General features: G+C 73.6%; 13 protein-coding genes. 10 read left to right on the top strand and 3 right to left on the bottom strand.

What is annotated here, in order from left to right:
• Nucleotides 1–77 precede the first annotated feature (77 nt).
• The gene (locus ACQY0Z_RS34375) at nt 78–2,744 is read left to right on the top strand and encodes a glycoside hydrolase family 97 catalytic domain-containing protein (RefSeq protein WP_439813554.1); all 2,667 of its coding nucleotides are present in this window, start codon (nt 78–80) and stop codon (nt 2,742–2,744) included.
• 159 nt (nt 2,745–2,903) lie between these two features.
• Nucleotides 2,904–4,949 (top strand): discoidin domain-containing protein, encoded by a 2,046-nt coding sequence (locus tag ACQY0Z_RS34370; protein WP_439813506.1) that lies wholly within the window; start codon nt 2,904–2,906, stop codon nt 4,947–4,949.
• A gap of 43 nt (nt 4,950–4,992) precedes the next feature.
• Here the strand turns inward: ACQY0Z_RS34370 and ACQY0Z_RS34365 are convergent, their stop codons facing one another.
• Together ACQY0Z_RS34365 and ACQY0Z_RS34360 are read right to left on the bottom strand one after the other, a co-directional pair.
• The gene (locus ACQY0Z_RS34365) at nt 4,993–6,567 is read right to left on the bottom strand and encodes an FAD-dependent oxidoreductase (protein WP_189900113.1); all 1,575 of its coding nucleotides are present in this window, start codon (nt 6,565–6,567) and stop codon (nt 4,993–4,995) included.
• Nucleotides 6,564–7,172, bottom strand: a complete 609-nt coding sequence (locus ACQY0Z_RS34360; RefSeq protein WP_189899894.1) for a TetR/AcrR family transcriptional regulator — start codon at nt 7,170–7,172, stop codon at nt 6,564–6,566. Before ACQY0Z_RS34360 ends, ACQY0Z_RS34365 begins: the two co-directional genes overlap by 4 nt.
• Before the next feature lie 87 nt (nt 7,173–7,259).
• Here ACQY0Z_RS34360 and ACQY0Z_RS34355 point away from each other — a divergent pair, with 87 nt between their 5' ends.
• The 7 genes from ACQY0Z_RS34355 to ACQY0Z_RS34325 all read left to right on the top strand — a co-directional run bounded on the left by ACQY0Z_RS34355 (nt 7,260) and on the right by ACQY0Z_RS34325 (nt 14,782).
• Nucleotides 7,260–8,855, top strand: coding sequence for an FAD-binding oxidoreductase (locus tag ACQY0Z_RS34355; protein WP_439813553.1), 1,596 nt, complete (start codon nt 7,260–7,262; stop codon nt 8,853–8,855).
• Between the two features lie 874 nt (nt 8,856–9,729).
• A complete protein-coding gene (locus ACQY0Z_RS34350; protein WP_189899898.1) occupies nt 9,730–10,611 on the top strand; it encodes a YegS/Rv2252/BmrU family lipid kinase in 882 nt (293 codons plus the stop codon).
• A 140-nt stretch (nt 10,612–10,751) separates the two neighbouring features.
• Nucleotides 10,752–11,189 (top strand): Fur family transcriptional regulator, encoded by a 438-nt coding sequence (locus ACQY0Z_RS34345; RefSeq protein ID WP_189899900.1) that lies wholly within the window; start codon nt 10,752–10,754, stop codon nt 11,187–11,189.
• A 34-nt stretch (nt 11,190–11,223) separates the two neighbouring features.
• Nucleotides 11,224–13,449: a catalase/peroxidase HPI gene (gene katG, locus ACQY0Z_RS34340; protein ID WP_439813505.1), complete on the top strand. Its 2,226-nt coding sequence runs from the start codon at nt 11,224–11,226 to the stop codon at nt 13,447–13,449.
• A 163-nt stretch (nt 13,450–13,612) separates the two neighbouring features.
• Nucleotides 13,613–13,843, top strand: a complete 231-nt coding sequence (locus tag ACQY0Z_RS34335) for a DUF2945 domain-containing protein (protein ID WP_026243949.1) — start codon at nt 13,613–13,615, stop codon at nt 13,841–13,843.
• Complete coding sequence (locus ACQY0Z_RS34330) at nt 13,840–14,184, top strand: DUF3140 domain-containing protein (RefSeq protein WP_189899903.1); 345 nt, start codon at nt 13,840–13,842, stop codon at nt 14,182–14,184. The genes ACQY0Z_RS34335 and ACQY0Z_RS34330 overlap by 4 nt, the downstream gene beginning before the upstream one ends.
• A 172-nt stretch (nt 14,185–14,356) precedes the next feature.
• Nucleotides 14,357–14,782, top strand: a complete 426-nt coding sequence (locus ACQY0Z_RS34325) for a hypothetical protein (RefSeq protein ID WP_439813504.1) — start codon at nt 14,357–14,359, stop codon at nt 14,780–14,782.
• Between the two features lie 643 nt (nt 14,783–15,425).
• On the opposite strand, the gene ACQY0Z_RS34320 is transcribed toward ACQY0Z_RS34325, so the two are convergent.
• A complete protein-coding gene (locus ACQY0Z_RS34320; protein ID WP_189899907.1) occupies nt 15,426–15,848 on the bottom strand; it encodes a DUF350 domain-containing protein in 423 nt (140 codons plus the stop codon).
• Nucleotides 15,849–16,189: 341 nt separating this feature from the next.
• Here ACQY0Z_RS34320 and ACQY0Z_RS34315 point away from each other — a divergent pair, with 341 nt between their 5' ends.
• Complete coding sequence (locus ACQY0Z_RS34315) at nt 16,190–16,546, top strand: hypothetical protein (RefSeq protein ID WP_189899909.1); 357 nt, start codon at nt 16,190–16,192, stop codon at nt 16,544–16,546.
• The last annotated feature ends 131 nt before the right edge of the window (nt 16,547–16,677 follow it).

Below are 16,677 nucleotides of genomic sequence, written 5' to 3'. Positions count from 1 at the left end.
GGAAGGGTTGTCCCGGAACCAAGACCGACAACGATGTCACCTCTTGGACGGAGGCCCCCGTGCCCAGATCGTCGCGCATGTCGCCAGGCGGCCCGCGCCGGACGTTCCTTCCCGCCCTGCTCACCCTGCTGCTCTCCGCCGCGCTCGCCCTCACCGCGCTCACCGCCCCCGCGCGGGCGGCGGGGCCCGGCGGCACCTGGACCGTGCACGAGCCCGGCGCGCCCCGGGACGGTGTCACGGCCGTCGTGCGCCTCGACCCGGCGGACGGCACCCTCACCCTCGCCGCCCGCAAGGGCGTCACCACGGTGCTCGAACCGGCGCCGCTCGGCGTCGTCACCTCCGCCGCCGACCTCACCTCGGGGCTGCGCGCGGACTCCCGGCACACCCGGCAGGTGACCGAGCGGTACTCCATGACCACCGGCAAGCAGCTCCGCCGCACCGCGCGGATGACGGAGACCCGCTTCACCTTCACCGGCCGGGACGGCGCCCGCCTCGGACTCGTGGTCCGCGTCGCCGACGACGGCGTCGCCTACCGCTACGTCCTCCCCGGCCCCGGCACGGTCACCGTCGAGCGGGAGGCGTCCGCGTTCCGCCCGCCGGCCGCCGCGCGGGCCTGGCTCACGCCGTACTCGGTCAACTACGAGCGCCTGTACGCCCCGTCCACCGCGGCGGGCGCGGCCCCGGGTCAGTACGCCTACCCGGCGCTGTTTCAGGTCGGGGACGCCTACGCCCTGCTCACCGAGTCGGACGTCGACGGCCGCTACGACGCGAGCCGGCTGGTCCACGAGGGCGACGGACGCTACTCGGTGCGCCTGGCCGATCCGGAGGTGACCTCCGAGGGGCCGCTGGCCACCCCGTGGCGCACGGCCGTCGTCGGCGACCTCGCCACCGTCACCGAGTCCACCCTCGTCGACGACCTCGCCCCGCCCTCACGCCTCGCGGACACCTCGTGGATCCGCCCCGGCAAGGTCGCCTGGTCCTGGCTGGACGGCTTCGGCGCCGCCCAGCGCGACCTCGCCGCCCAGCAGCGGTTCGTGGACCTCGCGGCGGCCCACGGCTGGCCGTACACCCTGGTCGACGACGGCTGGAAGACCACCGACTGGATGCCCGGGCTGATCGCGTACGCCCGGCAGCGGGGCGTCGACGTCCTGCTGTGGGTGCACTGGACCGACCTCGACACGGCCGCCGAGCGCGAGGAGTTCCTGCCCCGCGTGAAGGAGTGGGGCGCGGCCGGGCTGAAGATCGACTTCATGGACTCCGACTCCCAGGAGCGTTTCCGCTGGTACGACGACATCCTCCGGGACACCGCCCGGCACCGGCTGCTCGTCAACTTCCACGGCGCGACCCTCCCCAAGGGCGTGCAGCGGACCTGGCCGCACGTGATGACGCTGGAGGCGGTGTACGGCGCCGAGCAGGGCACGGTGCCCGCTGCGGGGCTGACGGCGCTGCCCTACACGCGCAACGCGGTCGGTTCGACGGACTACACGCCGATGGGCTTCCAGTTCGGCACCCGTACCGTCTCCGACGCGGCCGAACTGGCGCTATCGGTGGTGCTCGAGTCCGGCTTCCAGAACTTCGCCGGGTCGGTCGCCGCCTACCGCGAACGGCCGGAACTGGCCCGCTTCCTGGAGCAGGTGCCGACGGTGTGGGACGAGACGCGGCTGCTGTCGGGACGCCCCGGCGAGAGCGCGACGCTCGCCCGGCGCCACGGCGACCGCTGGTTCGTCGGCAGCGTCCACGCGGGTGAGGCGGCGACGGAGCGGGTGCCGCTGGACTTCCTGGGCGGCGGGCGCTGGCTGGCGGAGGTCGTCCGGGACGGAGCGGACGGCGGGCTGCTGCGCGAACGGCACGTCGTCACCCGCGAGGACACCCTCCAGGTGCCGACGGCCGAACACGGCGGATTCGCTGGGCAGCTCTGCCGGTTCACTCCCGGACGCGACACCTGCGACCGGCCGGTGACCCGGCTGCCGTTCACCACGCTCACCGCCGACCCCGCACGCGCCGAGGCGGACCCGGGCGGCTCGTTCGCCGTCACCGGCCGGTTCGCGGTGGAGGAGTCGGGGCCGGCTGCGGACGTCCGCGTGACGCTCGACGCCCCCGACGGCTGGACCGCCGACGGCGACGACCCCGCGGCCGCCGAACTGCCCACGGGGAACGTGCTGTCGGCCGACTGGACGGTCCGCGTGCCGTCGGACGTCCGTCCCGGCGGTTACGACCTGACCGTGCGCGCGGAGTACCGCACGCCGGACCGGCCGGACTCCGGGGTGCTGCGGGTGGAGCGCCCGGTGCGGGTGTTCGTGCCGGAGCCGGGTGTCACCTACGTGAGCGACCTGCCGTTCACCTCCGAGCGCAACGGGTGGGGCCCGGTCGAGCGGGACATGTCCAACGGCGAGCGCGACCCCGCCGACGGAGGCCCGCTCACGCTGGAGGGCACGGTCCACGACAAGGGCCTCGGGGCGCACGCGGCCGGCGAGGTGGTCGTCGAACTTGGCGGCGCGCACCGGCGGTTCACGGCCGAGGTCGGCGTCGACGACGAAGTGGGCGCCAAGGGCACGGTGGCCTTCGAGGTGCTCGGCGACGGCAGGTCCCTGCTGACCACCGGGGTACTCGACGGTTCCGACCCCTCTTTCCATGTCGACGTGGACGTGAGCGGCGTACGGCAGTTGACCCTGCGTGTGCTGGACGGCGGGGACGGGGTGGACTCCGACCACGCCGACTGGGCGGACGCGCGGCTCGTGCCGTAGCGGTGGGCGGGACGGTCCGCGGACGCCCGTGGACCGTCCCGCCGCCAGGGCGTGCGCGCACTCTTGACGGCGTACGCGCGAGTAGCGATGCTCCCCGAGGGGGTTCGCAGAGGTCATGACAACTCGTCATGGCGACTCCGTCGACGGAGGGACCCGCCGGTGACCACCTCTCACGCAGGACGCCACGCCGGGATCGTGACGCTGCTCCTCCTCGTCCTGGCCGCCGCGCTGACGCCGACGTCCAGCTCGGCCGCCGCCGGCAACTGGTGGGACCCGGTCGCCCGGCCCGCGCCCGACTCCCGAACAGGCGTCACCGGTGAGCCGTTCAAGGGCACCGACTCCGCCGGGCGGGTGCGCGGATTCGTCGACGCGCACAACCACATCATGTCCAACGAGGCCTTCGGCGGCCGGCTCATCTGCGGCAAGGCGTTCTCCGAGAAGGGCGTCGCCGACGCGCTCAAGGACTGCCCCGAGCACTATCCCGACGGCTCCCTCGCCGTCTTCGACTTCATCACGGGCGGCGGCGACGGCCGCCACGACCCGGACGGCTGGCCGACCTTCGCCGACTGGCCCGCCCACGACTCGCTCACCCACCAGCAGAACTACTACGCCTGGATCGAGCGCGCCTGGCGCGGCGGTCAGCGGGTGCTGGTCAACGACCTGGTCACCAACGGCGTGATCTGCTCGGTGTATTTCTTCAAGGACCGCAGCTGCGACGAGATGACCTCCATCCGCCTCCAGGCCCAACTCACCTACCGCATGCAGGATTACGTCGATTCCATGTACGGCGGGCCGGGCAAGGGGTGGTTCCGTGTCGTCACCGGCAGCGCGCAGGCGCGTGAGGTGATCGAGCAGGGCAAACTCGCCGTGGTGCTGGGCGTGGAGACGTCGGAGCCGTTCGGCTGCAAGATGATCCTGGACGTCGCCCAGTGCGACCGTGAGGACATCGACGCGGGCCTCGACGAGCTGTACGACCTGGGTGTGCGCAGCATGTTCCTGTGCCACAAGTTCGACAACGCGCTGTGCGGCGTGCGCTTCGACTCCGGGGCGCTCGGCACCGCCGTCAACGTCGGACAGTTCCTGTCCACCGGAACCTTCTGGCGGACCGAGCGCTGCACCGGCCCGCAGCACGACAACCCCATCGGTCTCGCCTCCGCCCCCGAGGCCGAGAAGCGCCTCCCCGCGGGGGTGGAGGTCCCCTCGTACGACGCGGACGCACAGTGCAACGTGCGCGGGCTGACCGAGCTGGGCGAGTACGCCGTGCGCGGCATGATGAAGCGCACCATGATGCTCGAGATCGACCACATGAGCGTCAAGGCCGCCGGCCGGGTCCTCGACCTCTTCGAGTCCGCGTCCTACCCGGGCGTCCTGTCCTCGCACAGCTGGATGGACCTCAACTGGACCGAACGCGTCTACCGGCTCGGCGGGTTCACCGCCCAGTACATGAACGGCTCCGAGCAGTTCGTCACCGAGGCAGGCCGCACGGAGGCGCTGCGGGACGCCTACGCCGTCGGCTACGGCTTCGGCACCGACATGAACGGCGTCGGCGGCTGGCCCGCCCCGCGCGGCGCGGACGCGCCCGACCCGGTCACCTACCCCTACCGCAGCGTCGACGGCGGCTCCGTCCTCGACCGGCAGACCACCGGGCAGCGCACCTGGGACCTGAACACGGACGGCGCCGCGCACTACGGGCTGGTGCCCGACTGGATCGAGGACATCCGGCGCGTCGGCGGACAGCACGTCGTCGACGACCTCTTCCGCGGCGCCGAGTCCTACCTCACCACCTGGGGCGCGACCGAGCACCACCGCCCGGCGGCGAACCTCGCCCGCGACGCGCGGGCGACGGCGTCCTCCGCCGAGTGGAGCCCGGTCACCAGCTACGCCCCCGCCCGTGCCGTCGACGGCGACCGGGGCACCCGCTGGGCCGGTGACTGGAGCGACGACCAGTGGCTGCGCCTCGACCTCGGCGCCGCCCACCGCGTCAGCCGCGTCACCCTCGACTGGGAACGCGCATACGGGAGTGCGTACCGCGTGGACGTGTCGACCGACGGCACGAACTGGCGCACGGTGTGGTCCACGACGGCGGGCGACGGCGGGCTGGACACGGCGGTGTTCCCGTCCGTCGAGGCCCGTCACGTCCGGCTGCAGTTCCTAAGGCGGGGGACGCAGTGGGGCTACTCGGTGCGGGAGGTGGAAGTGCGCTGACGTGCCGGTGCCGGGGTCCACGCTCCCGCGAGCCCGGGTCCCGTCACACGGGCCGGCTGTGCGGAAGGTGCTCCGCCAGCAGGGCCCGTACCGAGTCCAGTGCGGCCGTCCGGTCGGCCGGGACCAGGCCGATGCGGGTGCGGCGGTCCAGGACGTCCTCCTCGTCCAGCGCGCCCTCGTGGCGCACCGCCCACAGCACCTCGGCGGCCGTGACCGGACAGCCGGGCAGCACCGGCTCCGCGAGGCGCGGGTCCCGCTCGGTGAGCGCCCCGACCGCCGGCGCCTCGGTGCCGTAACGGCGCACCAGGCGGCGGGGCGCGGGGAGTCCGGCGAGGACGTGCGGCGCCGCCGCGCCGACCAGGGGCAGCGACGCGGTGCGGGACGGACCGGCGGGCAGGCCCCGGAGCCGTACGGCCTCGTCCACCGCGTCCTCGGCCATCCGCCGGTACGTGGTCAGCTTGCCGCCGACGACCGTGACCACGCCCTCCGACGAGGTCAGCACGGCGTGCCGGCGGGAGATGTCGGCGGTCCTCAGCGGGGTGTCCGCACCCTCCGGCGTGGTGTCCAGCAGGGGCCGCAACCCGGCGAACGCGCCCACCACGTCGTCCCGGCGCACCGGCACGTGCAGCACGGAGCAGAGGACGTCCAGGAGGAACCCGATGTCCGTCTCCGGGGGCTCGGTGACCTCGGGGATGTCGCCGTCCACCGGTTCGTCGGTGAGGCCCACGTAGACCCGGCCGTCGTCCTGGGGGAGGACCAGGACGAAGCGGTTGGTCTCCCCGGGCACGGGGATGTGCAGCCCGGCGGTGAGCGGGCCGAGGCTTTCCGGGCGCAGCACGAGGTGTGTGCCGCGGGAGGGGCGGATGCGGACCCCGTCGACGAGGCCGCCCGCCCACACCCCGGCGGCGTTGATCACCGCGCGGGCGCGGATCTCGCCCTCCTCGCCGGTCAGTTCGTCACGGACCCGGGCGCCCGTCGCGGTCAGCTCCAGCGCCCGGACGCGGGTGAGGACCCGCGCGCCGTGCCCGGCCGCCGTACGGGCCAGGGCCGTCACCAGCCGGGCGTCGTCGGTGAGCCGGCCGTCCCACGACAGCAGGCCGCCGCGCAATCCGTCCAGCCGCAGCGCGGGGGCGAGATGGCGGGTCTCCACCACGGAGAGGCGGCGCGGCGCCGGGAGCGTCGCCCGGGCGGTGCGCGCGGCCAGCCGCAGCGTGTCCCCGGCGTGGAACCCGGCCCGCGCCAACGCCGCCTGCCCGCGCGACACCAGCGGGGTGAGGGGCAGCACGAACGGCTGGGCGTGGACCAGATGGGGCGCCGTGCGCTCCATCAGGATGCCGCGCTCCACCGCGCTCTCGTGGGCGACGTCGAGGCGGCCGGAGGCCAGGTAGCGCAGCCCGCCGTGGACCAGCTTGCTGCTGAAGCGGGAGGTGCCGAACGCCAGGTCGTGGGCGTCGACCGCCACCACCCGCAGTCCGCGCGCCGCCGCGTCCAGGGCGGCGCCCGCGCCGGTCACGCCCAGGCCGACGACCAGCAGGTCCACGGTGTCGCCGTGCACCGAGTCGGTCAGGTCGCGGGCGCGCCGGGCGGCGGACAGGGACGAGCCGCTGAGGGGGGTCATGGCGTGAGGGTCCTCTCCAGAATGCCGCGCAGCTCGCCGAGGAACGCCTCGGCGGACAGCTCGGGGTCGTCCTCGTCGGTCATGGTCCGCAGGGACAGGGTGAAGGACTGCACGATCAACAGCACGGAACGCGCCTGCCGTTCGACGGGAGCGCGGCGCACCGAGCCGTCGGTGTGCCCCTCCCGCAGCACGCCGGCCAGCAGCTCCAGGAGGGCCTCCTGGCTCGCGCCGCGGCGGTCCAGCACGTAGGGGAGGAGCAGTTCGGGGTCGACGTCGAGGATCTTGCGGAACAGCGGGTGGGCGACGAAGTCCCGCACCGCGTCCACGAGTCCCTGCGTGAGCAGCTGCCGTGCGGTCATGTCGGGTCTGCGCGCGGGCATGGCGCCGGTGGCCACCGCGATCCACTCCCGCGTCATCAGGTCGCCGACCAGCGACCGCACGTCCGGCCAGCGCCGGTACAGCGTCATGCGGGAGACACCGGCGCGGCGGGCCACGTCGGTGAGCGTGGTGCGGCGGACCCCGACGGCGAGCACGCAGTCCCGCACCGCGTCGAGCACCGCGTCGTTGTCCGAACCTGCCGAGCCGTTGTGACGAATAGGCGTCATGTGTCACAGTGTAACGCCACGTGAGGCCGTCGGCGACGGCATCGCTCTCTTCCGACCCGTCAGGACGGACCCGTGAGGACGACAGACATGGACATGCTCTGGAGCGGCTGGGGCGACCCAGGGCGGACGGCCCCGCTGCCGGACCCGGTGACCGGACTGCTGCGCGACCTGCTCGGCGTCAAGCCGCGCGAGACGGCGACCGTCGCCCTCGAGGACCTGGACGTCCCCGCGAGCCCGCTCGCCCCCGACGCGCACCGCACCCTCGCCGCCGCGCTGGGCGACGAGGCGCACGTCCGCACCGACGCCGAGACCCGAGTCCGGCACACCCGCGGCAAGTCCACCCCCGACCTGCTCCGTATGCGCGGCGGCGACCTCGCGGCCGCGCTCCCCGCTGCCGTGCTGCTGCCCGCCACGCACGACGAGGTCCTGGCCGTGCTCCGCCTGTGCGCCGAACACAGCCTGACGGCCGTCCCGTTCGGCGGCGGCACCTCCGTCGTCGGCGGACTCGCCCCCGAGGCGCGCGGCACGTTCGTCGCCCTCGACCTGCGGCGCATGAACCGCCTGCTCGACCTCGACCCGGTCTCCCGCACCGCCACCCTCCAGCCCGGCCTGCGGGCCCCGCAGGCCGAGGCGCTCCTCGCCGGACACGGCTTCACCCTCGGCCACTTCCCGCAGTCCTACGAATGGGCCACCATCGGCGGCTTCGCCGCCACCCGCTCCAGCGGCCAGGCCTCCGCCGGGTACGGGCGCTTCGACGAGATGGTCCTCTCCCTCACCCTCGCCACCCCCGAGGGCACCCTCGACACCGGCCGCGCCCCGCGCTCCGCCGCCGGACCCGACCTGCGCCAGCTCCTCCTCGGCTCGGAGGGCGCGTTCGGCGTCATCACCTCGGTGACCGTCCGGATCCGTCCGGCGCCGCAGACCCGCGTCTACGAGGGCTGGAGCTTCCCCACCTTCGACGCGGGCGCCGCCGCCCTGCGCCGCCTCGCCCAGGACGGACCCCGGCCCACCGTGCTGCGCCTGTCCGACGAGACCGAGACCCTCGTCGGCCTCGCCAACCCCGAGGCGATCGGCTCCGGCGACCTCGAGGCGAGCGGCTGCACGGCCGTCGCCGGGTACGAGGGCACGGAGGAGGACACGGCGTACCGGCGTGAGCGGGCCGCCGCCGTCCTGCGGGAGTGCGGCGGCACCCCCCTCGGCGAGGAGCCCGGCCGGCGCTGGGCCCACGGCCGCTACTCCGCGCCCTACCTGCGGGACGCCCTCCTCGACGCCGGGGCCTTCGCGGAGACGCTGGAGACGGCCACGTTCTGGTCCGGCCTCCCCGGCCTGTACGCGGCCGTACGCGACGCGCTCACCGCCACCCTCACCGAGGCCGGCACCCCGCCCCTGGTGATGTGTCACATCTCCCACGTCTACGAGAACGGCGCCTCCCTGTACTTCACGGTCGTGTCCGCGCAGGGCGAGGACCCCGTGGCCCACTGGACCCGCGCCAAGCATGCCGCGAACGAGGCGATCCTCACCGCGGGCGGCACCATCAGCCACCACCACGGCGTCGGCACGGACCACCGCGACTGGTACCTCCGCGAGATCGGCCCTCTCGGCGCGGAGGCGCTCCGCGCGGTGAAGGGGCGGCTGGATCCTGGGGGCGTGCTGAATCCCGGCGTGCTCCTGCCGGCGGACTGAGGGGCGTCGCGCCCGTGCGCCGGACTTCGGCACCGGTCACCGGACCGGCACCGGCCACTGGTTCTGCACCGGTCGCTGGACCGGCACCGGTTGCCGGTTCTGCCCCGGTCGCCGGTTCGGTACCGGTCACCGGACGGGCACCGGCCACTGGTTCTGCACCGGTCGCTGGACCGGCACCGGTCGCCGGTTCTGCCCCGGTCACCGGTTCGGCACCGGTCACCGGACCGGTACCGGTCGCGGGTTCGGCACCTGTCACCGGATCGGTACCGGTCGCGGGTTCGGTACCGGTCGCCGAACCGGCACCGGTCGCCCGGCGCGGCATCGGCGGTCCGGTTCGGCGCCGGCCGTGCCGGACGGGCGCCGAGTGCCTGGCCCGGCGCCGGCTGCCCGGCCGCCACCGGTTGTTCGGTCCGGAGCTGGTCGCTCAGCTCGGCATTGGTTGCCCGGCCCGGTGCCGATCACCCGGACCGGCACCAGACATCCGCCGGGCCGCCCGCCCCCTGAGCGCGGCTCGGTCCGACGGTGGGCCCGCGGCGGAGAGGCGTCGGTGCCGATCCGTCGGCCGAACGGCCCTCGCCGGCCTGGGTGCAGATGCCCGGTCACCCTCCCAGGGCCGGCCGCCGCCATGGTCCGTGGCGCCCGTTCCGGGCGCGCCTCGGCCACCGGCTCGAGCGGCCCGGTCCCGGGCGCGCGGCTCCGGCGGGCCCGCGCCGGTGGCCCTCACCGGCCCCCCGCTGGGCCGTGGGGCGCCCACCGCGCCACCGTCCCGCACCGCCCTGCCAGGCACCGTGCCACGCGCCAAGCACCAAGCACCCGGCCCCGCCGGGCTCCCGCACCTCCACCCACCCCCTCGGCCGTCCCCCGGAGGCATCCCATGCGACAGTTCACCGCCGTCGTCAACCCCACCGCGGGCGCGGCCGGCTCCGCGGCCGCCCTGCTCGCCGTCGCCCGGCATCTGCGGGAGGCGGGTGCCGAGCTGGTGACCGAGTACAGCCGGAGTCTGGCGCACGCCAGGGAGCTCGCGGTCGCCGCCGGAGCGGCGGGCCGCATCGTGCTGGCCGTCGGCGGGGACGGCATGGCCGGCTGTGTCGGCGGCGCCCTCAGCGGCACCGGCGCCACCCTCGGCCTGGTCCCGGCCGGCCGGGGCAACGACTTCGCCCGGGCGCTCGGCCTGCCCCGCGACCCGGAGGCCCTCGCGGCCGTCCTGCTGCACGCCGAGCCGCGCCCCGTCGACACCATCGAGGTCACCTCGGCCACCCACGACCGCGTCGTCGTCCTCGGCAGCGTCTACGCCGGGGTCGACGCCCTCGCCAACCGGCACGCCAACCGCTCCCGCCTGCTGCGCGGTTCGGCGTCCTACTACGCGGGCGGCCTGCGGGCCGTCACCACCTGGCGCCCCGCCCGCTACACCGTCACCGTCGACGGCGAGGAACACACCCACACGGGCTACACCGTCGTCGCCGCCAACTCGGGCACGTACGGGTCCGGCCGGCTCATCGCCCCGGACGCCCGACTGGACGACGGCCTCCTCGACGTCGTCATGATCCGCCACGCGCCCCGTCTGCTGTTCTTCGCCCTGATGAACGAACTGCGTACCGGCGCCCACGTGCACCGCCCCCAGGTGCGCGTCCTGCGCGGCCGCGAGATACGCGTCGAGGCCGACCGGGCGATCCCGTACGGCACGGACGGCGAGGTCGACGCGACGCTGCCCGTCACGGCGAGAATCCTCCCGGGGGCGCTCGACGTCCTGCACTGACCCCCGGGGTCGTACGAAAGGGCGCCCCGCACCGGTGCCGTGCGCAACCCGGGAGCCACCCGCCGTTACCGGACACGCCCCAAGAATGGATCTGTTCGTTCTCTGGAATTGTTCGCGTCTTCGGCGGTAAGTTCAGGGCCATGACCGCATCCCGGCCGTCGACCACAGCCGAGGAGTTGCGCGGTGCGGGGCTCCGAGTGACCGCCGCCCGTGTCGCGCTCCTCGACACCGTCCGCCAGGGCGGCCACCTCGGCGTCGAGACCATCGCCGACGAGGTGCGCCGGCGCATAGGGCATGTCTCCCTGCAGGCGGTGTACGAGGGCCTGAACGCGCTGAGCGCCGCGGGCCTGGTGCGGCGCATCACGCCGGCCGGCAGCGCCGCCCTCTACGAGGGGCGCGTCGGGGACAACCACCACCATCTGGTGTGCCGTTCCTGCGGCGCCGTGGCCGACGTCGACTGCGCGGTCGGCGAGGCCCCCTGCCTGACCGCGTCCGACGGCCACGGCTTCGAGGTCGACGAGGCCGAAGTCGTCTACTGGGGCCTGTGCCCCGGCTGTTCCACCTCCCGCAGTGCCTGAACTGCGCGAACATTTTTCGCCCGGAAGGATCCCCATGACCGAGAACCATGACGCGATCGTCACCGATTCCAAGGCGGAGGGGGCAGGCGGCTGCCCGGTGGCGCACGATCGCGCGCCGCACCCCACCCAGGGCGGCGGCAACCGTCAGTGGTGGCCCGACCGTCTGAACCTGAAGATCCTCGCGAAGAACCCGCCGGCCGCGAACCCCCTCGGTGAGGACTTCGACTACGCGAAGGCGTTCCAGTCCCTCGACCTCCCGGCGGTGAAGCGGGACATCGCCGAAGTTCTCACCACCTCCCAGGACTGGTGGCCCGCCGACTTCGGCCACTACGGCCCGCTGATCGTCCGCATGGCCTGGCACAGCGCCGGCACCTACCGCATCAGCGACGGCCGTGGCGGCGCCGGCGCCGGCCAGCAGCGGTTCGCCCCGCTCAACAGCTGGCCGGACAACGCCAACCTGGACAAGGCCCGCCGCCTGCTGTGGCCGGTGAAGAAGAAGTACGGCCAGAGCCTGTCCTGGGCCGACCTGATGATCCTCGCGGGCAACGTCGCCCTGGAGACGATGGGCTTCGAGACCTTCGGCTTCGCCGGCGGCCGCGAGGACGTGTGGGAACCGGAGGAGGACGTCTACTGGGGTCCCGAGACCACCTGGCTGGACGACAAGCGCTACTCCGGCGACCGTGAGCTGGAGAACCCGCTCGGCGCCGTCCAGATGGGCCTCATCTACGTCAACCCCGAGGGCCCCAACGGCAACCCGGACCCGGTCGCCGCGGCCCGCGACATCCGTGAGACGTTCCGCCGCATGGCGATGAACGACGAGGAGACCGTCGCGCTGATCGCCGGCGGCCACACCTTCGGCAAGACCCACGGCGCCGGCCCCGCCGACCACGTCGGCCCCGACCCCGAGGCCGCCACCCTGGAGGAGCAGGGCCTCGGCTGGCGCAACACCTACGGCACCGGCAAGGGCGGCGACACCATCACCTCCGGCCTGGAGGTCACCTGGACCGCCACGCCCACCCAGTGGAGCAACGGGTTCTTCAAGAACCTGTTCGAGTACGAGTACGAGCTGACGGAGTCCCCGGCCGGCGCCAAGCAGTGGGTGGCCAAGGACGCCGAGGCGATCGTCCCCGACGCGCACGACCCGTCGAAGAAGCACAAGCCGACGATGCTCACCACCGACCTGTCGCTGCGCTTCGACCCGGTCTACGAGCAGATCTCCCGCCGGTTCTACGAGAACCCGGACGAGTTCGCCGACGCCTTCGCCCGCGCCTGGTACAAGCTCACCCACCGCGACATGGGCCCGAAGTCCCTCTACCTCGGCCCCGAGGTCCCGGAGGAGACGCTGCTGTGGCAGGACCCGCTGCCGGAGCGCACCCACGAGCTCGTCGACGCCGCGGACGTCGCCATTCTCAAGGAGCGCATCCTCGCCACCGGCGTGTCCGTGTCCGACCTGGTGTCGGCGGCGTGGGCCGCGGCCTCCTCCTTCCGCGCCAGCGACAAGCGCGGCGGCGCCAACGGCGGCCGTATCCGCCTCGAGCCGCAGCGCGGCTGGGAGGCCAACGACCCCGACCGGCTCGCCGGCGTCATCCGCGCCCTGGAGGGCGTCCAGGAGGCGTTCAACGCCGAGCAGACCGGCGGCAAGCAGGTCTCCTTCGCCGACCTGGTGGTGCTCGGCGGTGTCGCCGCCGTGGAGAAGGCCGCCAAGGACGCGGGCTTCGACATCGAGGTGCCCTTCACCCCGGGCCGCGTCGACGCGACGCAGGAGCAGACGGACGTCGAGTCGTTCGCCGCGCTCGAGCCGACCGCCGACGGCTTCCGCAACTACCAGGGCAAGGGCAATCGGCTCCAGGCCGAGTACCTGCTGGTCGACAAGGCCAACCTGCTCGACCTGAGCGCCCCCGAGATGACGGTGCTCGTCGGCGGCCTGCGCGCCCTCGGCGCCACCTACAAGCAGTCCACGCAGGGCGTGCTCACCGAGACGCCGGGCGTCCTCACCAACGACTTCTTCGTGAACCTGCTCGACCTGGGCACCACCTGGAAGTCGACGTCCGAGGACCAGACCGCGTTCGAGGCCCGTGACGCCGCCACCGGCGAGGTCAAGTGGACCGGCTCCCGCGCCGACCTGGTGTTCGGCTCGAACTCCGAGCTGCGCGCCCTCGCCGAGGTCTACGCGAGCGACGACGCCAAGGGCAAGTTCGTCGCGGACTTCGTCAAGGCGTGGGACAAGGTCATGAACCTCGACCGGTTCGACCTCGTCTGATCCGCACCGCCCGCCCGGTCCCACCGGCGCGCTGATCCACCTGTCCGGGCCGGTCCCCTCCACGGGGGCCGGCCCGGACGGCCGTCCGCCCGAGATGCGCGCGGCCGCCGCTGCCAGCAGGGTGGAGAGCGGCCCCACGGCCGACACGAAGGAGGCGCCGGACATGGCGAAGGACAAGAAGCCGGGCAAGGACCTGCACGAGGGCGACCACGTCGCCTGGAGCAGCCACGGCAGCGAGACGACGGGCGAGGTCGAGCAGAAGATCACCGAGCGGACCGAGGCGGCCGGACGCACCGTCGCGGCCTCCGAGGAAGAGCCGCAGTACGAGGTGCGCAGCGACAAGTCCGGGAAGACCGCGGTGCACAAGCCGTCCGCGCTCAAGAAGAAGAAGTGAGCGCCGTGGCCGCGGACGACGAGGAGACCTGGAACGCGTTCCGGGAGCTGGTCAACATGACCCCCGGCGACCTGGAGAAGTGGCTGGGGACCGACGAGTCGCGGAGCGCGGGGCAGCACAAGGACGGGGGCGAGTCGACCGGGCACGCCTCGGGACGGCGCATCGTCGAGCTGCTGCGGACCAGGCGCGCCGACCTCACCGACGACGACTACGCCCATATGCGCAAGGTCGTCGGCTACATCAACCGCCACCTCGCGCAGCGCCCGTCCGGCGACGTCACCGACACGCGCTGGCGGCACTCGCTGATGAACTGGGGCCACGACCCGCTCGCCGACGCGTGATGCCTTACGGCTGACGGCCCGTCACGGTCGTCATGTCGACACGTCGACCGGGAACGTCCGAAAACCGTCGCACGTTGTCGGTGTGAGGTTGCACAATGATCGGAAAAGGAGATCAACTCCGGCGCGGTGCTGGGTAGACGGTCTCGTGTCCGGCTCCGGAAAGGTCCTTCAGATGCTCGCCACCGTCGACCGCCCGTCCACCCTCGTCGACCTGCCGACCGTCCGCCGACGGCGCGCCCGGGCGGCCTCCGCCCCGTCCCCGGCCGCGCGGGCCGCCGCGCCCGCGTCGCCCGCGACCACGGCCGACGTGCTGCGCATCATCGCGGACCCGCGCACCCCGACGTACGTGACGGTGTTCGCCAACGGCCGCCGGCGGTACAGCTACTGGCGTCCGATCGACCCGGCCACCGGCGCCGGCGGCTGCTACGCGGCGCTGCCCACCGCCGAGTGCGACGAGCTGCAGGCGAGCGGCCGCATCACCCTCGGCGAGCCGGTCGTCGACCCCAACCGCACGACGTACCGCGTCCGTACGGCCACCCGCGTCCCCCAGGCGCCCGCCCGCCCGGCGGTCGCCCCGGAGCGCCGCCGGGTGGCCTGACGGCCGCCGCTCCGGCCCTGGACGATTCCCCTCGGACGTCCGGCATGACCGGCGGTCATGTACGGAAACCGGCCGAAAGTTCTGGCCTCCCACGCCGGTCCGGACGTGCTGTTCCGACGTCCGGCCGAGCGCGCCGGCGCAGCGCCGGCGTCGAACTGCCCATCGTCGACGGGTCTTTTCCGGCCGTAGTCGTGCTCGGCGGGCTCGACGCGGACACCACCGCCGTCACGAACGGGGGCGCGGCGGCCGTCATCACCCTCGACCCCTGGGCGCTGGGCCGGGAGGGCGCCTCACGCTCCGCCAATTCGGGTGCCCTCACCAGCACATCGCGCTCACCGCGCCTGTCGAGTCGGGCAGCGGCGGCACAGGCGTCTTCCGACGCATCCCGCAGGAGAGCGGAGACCAGCCGCTCGGCAGCGCGTACTCCGAACAGCTGCCGCCGGGCGACGCGTCGGACCAGCGGCACGGTCATGCTCGGCTGCGCCGACTGGAACGGCGCCCTCGCCCCTGGAGGCTCGACGGCGCCCACGTCCCCCGCCTGCACCGCGGGCCGACCGGAACACACCACCGCCCGGCCGCCGCGCGTCGTCCGCGCGCCGGCCGGGCGGTGACGCGCGGGCCTCGGGGCGTTCTCCGGGAGCCGTCAGGCTATGGACGCCGAAATCACGGCGGACACCGCGATGTTGCAGGACGCCGTCACCCACACCGCCGGGTGCGGTTCGACCTCCACCAGGGTGGAGCCCAGCCGTCCGGGGGTGACCAGGTCGATCACGAAGAACGCCACAGCCATCATCACCAGCCCCAGCACGCCGAACACCGCCGTGGAGACCAGGCCCTTGCCGAAGTCGTCGTAGGTCGTCCAGATCGAGGTGAACACGATGCCGCCGATGCCGAGCAGCGAGGAGCTGAGCACCACGGCCGCGTTGCGGTTGCGCTCCTGCCAGATCTGGCGTCCGAGCTTGCCGGGCAGCAGCAGGTCGACCAGGAAGATGCCGAGGACGAGAAGGACCAGGCCGAGTGCGCCGTAGGCGCCGGCCCGGCCGAGTCCGTTGACGATGTCGTTCATGGGTGCGCCGGCTCCGTAGGGTGAGGGATCGTGAGTGATCGCGGTCAAGGGCGAGCAAAATCTAGCGCACGCCCCGGACCTGGTGGCCGGGCCTCCCGTCAACCTTCACGTCCGCCGTCGTCGGCGCGGGCCGCGAACACGACCGGTCCGGGCGCGGTCATGCCCGGCCGCCGCTTCCCGGTGGCCCGGCTCCTCGTGGGCGGTGTGGGGCAAGAGGCGCCGAGTCGGTTCCAACTCCTGGATGAGCCATGGATGTTGAGCTGACCCGTTTCGCCTTGTCATGGAGCGCTGCTTCCGGGGCATCAGAGGTCCATCGGACCGACGGACCGAAGGGGACGAGCATGAGCAGGGGCAGCCGGGTTCTCACCGTCATGTACATCGCCGTCGCCCTCTGGCTCGCCTACTGCACCGTGCGCACCTGGGGCGCGGTGCCCGCCTGGACCACCCTCGCGATGGCCGCCGCCTCCCTCGCGCCCGTCCTGGGCGTGGTCCGCGAGACCGTCATCGCCGACGAACGACGCGCCGTCGCCGTGCTGCGCGAGCGGGAGGGGCGCCGGGCGGCGTGGCGGGACGCGGCCGCCGCGGCCGTGGCCCGCGCCGAGGTCGAGGCGGCGTGCTGCGAGCGCTGGTGGACGTCGTGCGCGAACGAGCACGACCCGAACTGCGCCCACCGCACCTCCTGGGGCACCACGGCCTGATTCCGTCCTGCGTGGCGGGGGTGCGACCGGATGTGAATTCCTGGTCCGTACCAGGGGGTTGACGCCTTCTTATCTCACATCTTGAATCAAGTGGTTGAACCTTCACCCCCCACCACGGTCGGCGCACCCGT

Source organism: Streptomyces sp. P9-2 (assembly GCF_051903975.1).
Taxonomy (GTDB): domain Bacteria; phylum Actinomycetota; class Actinomycetes; order Streptomycetales; family Streptomycetaceae; genus Streptomyces; species Streptomyces cellulosae.
Note: the sequence above shows the minus strand (reverse complement) of the source record. Positions and strands in the feature narration are given on the sequence as shown.

Excerpts from the sequence above, each read along its gene's own strand:
- ACQY0Z_RS34320 (WP_189899907.1), bottom strand. The coding sequence starts at position 15,848 with ATGAACGACATCGTCAACGGACTCGGCCGGGCCGGCGCCTACGGCGCA.
- katG (WP_439813505.1), top strand. The coding sequence starts at position 11,224 with ATGACCGAGAACCATGACGCGATCGTCACCGATTCCAAGGCGGAGGGG.
- ACQY0Z_RS34365 (WP_189900113.1), bottom strand. The coding sequence starts at position 6,567 with ATGACCCCCCTCAGCGGCTCGTCCCTGTCCGCCGCCCGGCGCGCCCGC.
- ACQY0Z_RS34355 (WP_439813553.1), top strand. The coding sequence starts at position 7,260 with ATGGACATGCTCTGGAGCGGCTGGGGCGACCCAGGGCGGACGGCCCCG.
- ACQY0Z_RS34325 (WP_439813504.1), top strand. The coding sequence starts at position 14,357 with ATGCTCGCCACCGTCGACCGCCCGTCCACCCTCGTCGACCTGCCGACC.
- ACQY0Z_RS34335 (WP_026243949.1), top strand. The coding sequence starts at position 13,613 with ATGGCGAAGGACAAGAAGCCGGGCAAGGACCTGCACGAGGGCGACCAC.
- ACQY0Z_RS34345 (WP_189899900.1), top strand. The coding sequence starts at position 10,752 with ATGACCGCATCCCGGCCGTCGACCACAGCCGAGGAGTTGCGCGGTGCG.
- ACQY0Z_RS34375 (WP_439813554.1), top strand. The coding sequence starts at position 78 with ATGTCGCCAGGCGGCCCGCGCCGGACGTTCCTTCCCGCCCTGCTCACC.
- ACQY0Z_RS34360 (WP_189899894.1), bottom strand. The coding sequence starts at position 7,172 with ATGACGCCTATTCGTCACAACGGCTCGGCAGGTTCGGACAACGACGCG.
- ACQY0Z_RS34315 (WP_189899909.1), top strand. The coding sequence starts at position 16,190 with ATGAGCAGGGGCAGCCGGGTTCTCACCGTCATGTACATCGCCGTCGCC.
- ACQY0Z_RS34350 (WP_189899898.1), top strand. The coding sequence starts at position 9,730 with ATGCGACAGTTCACCGCCGTCGTCAACCCCACCGCGGGCGCGGCCGGC.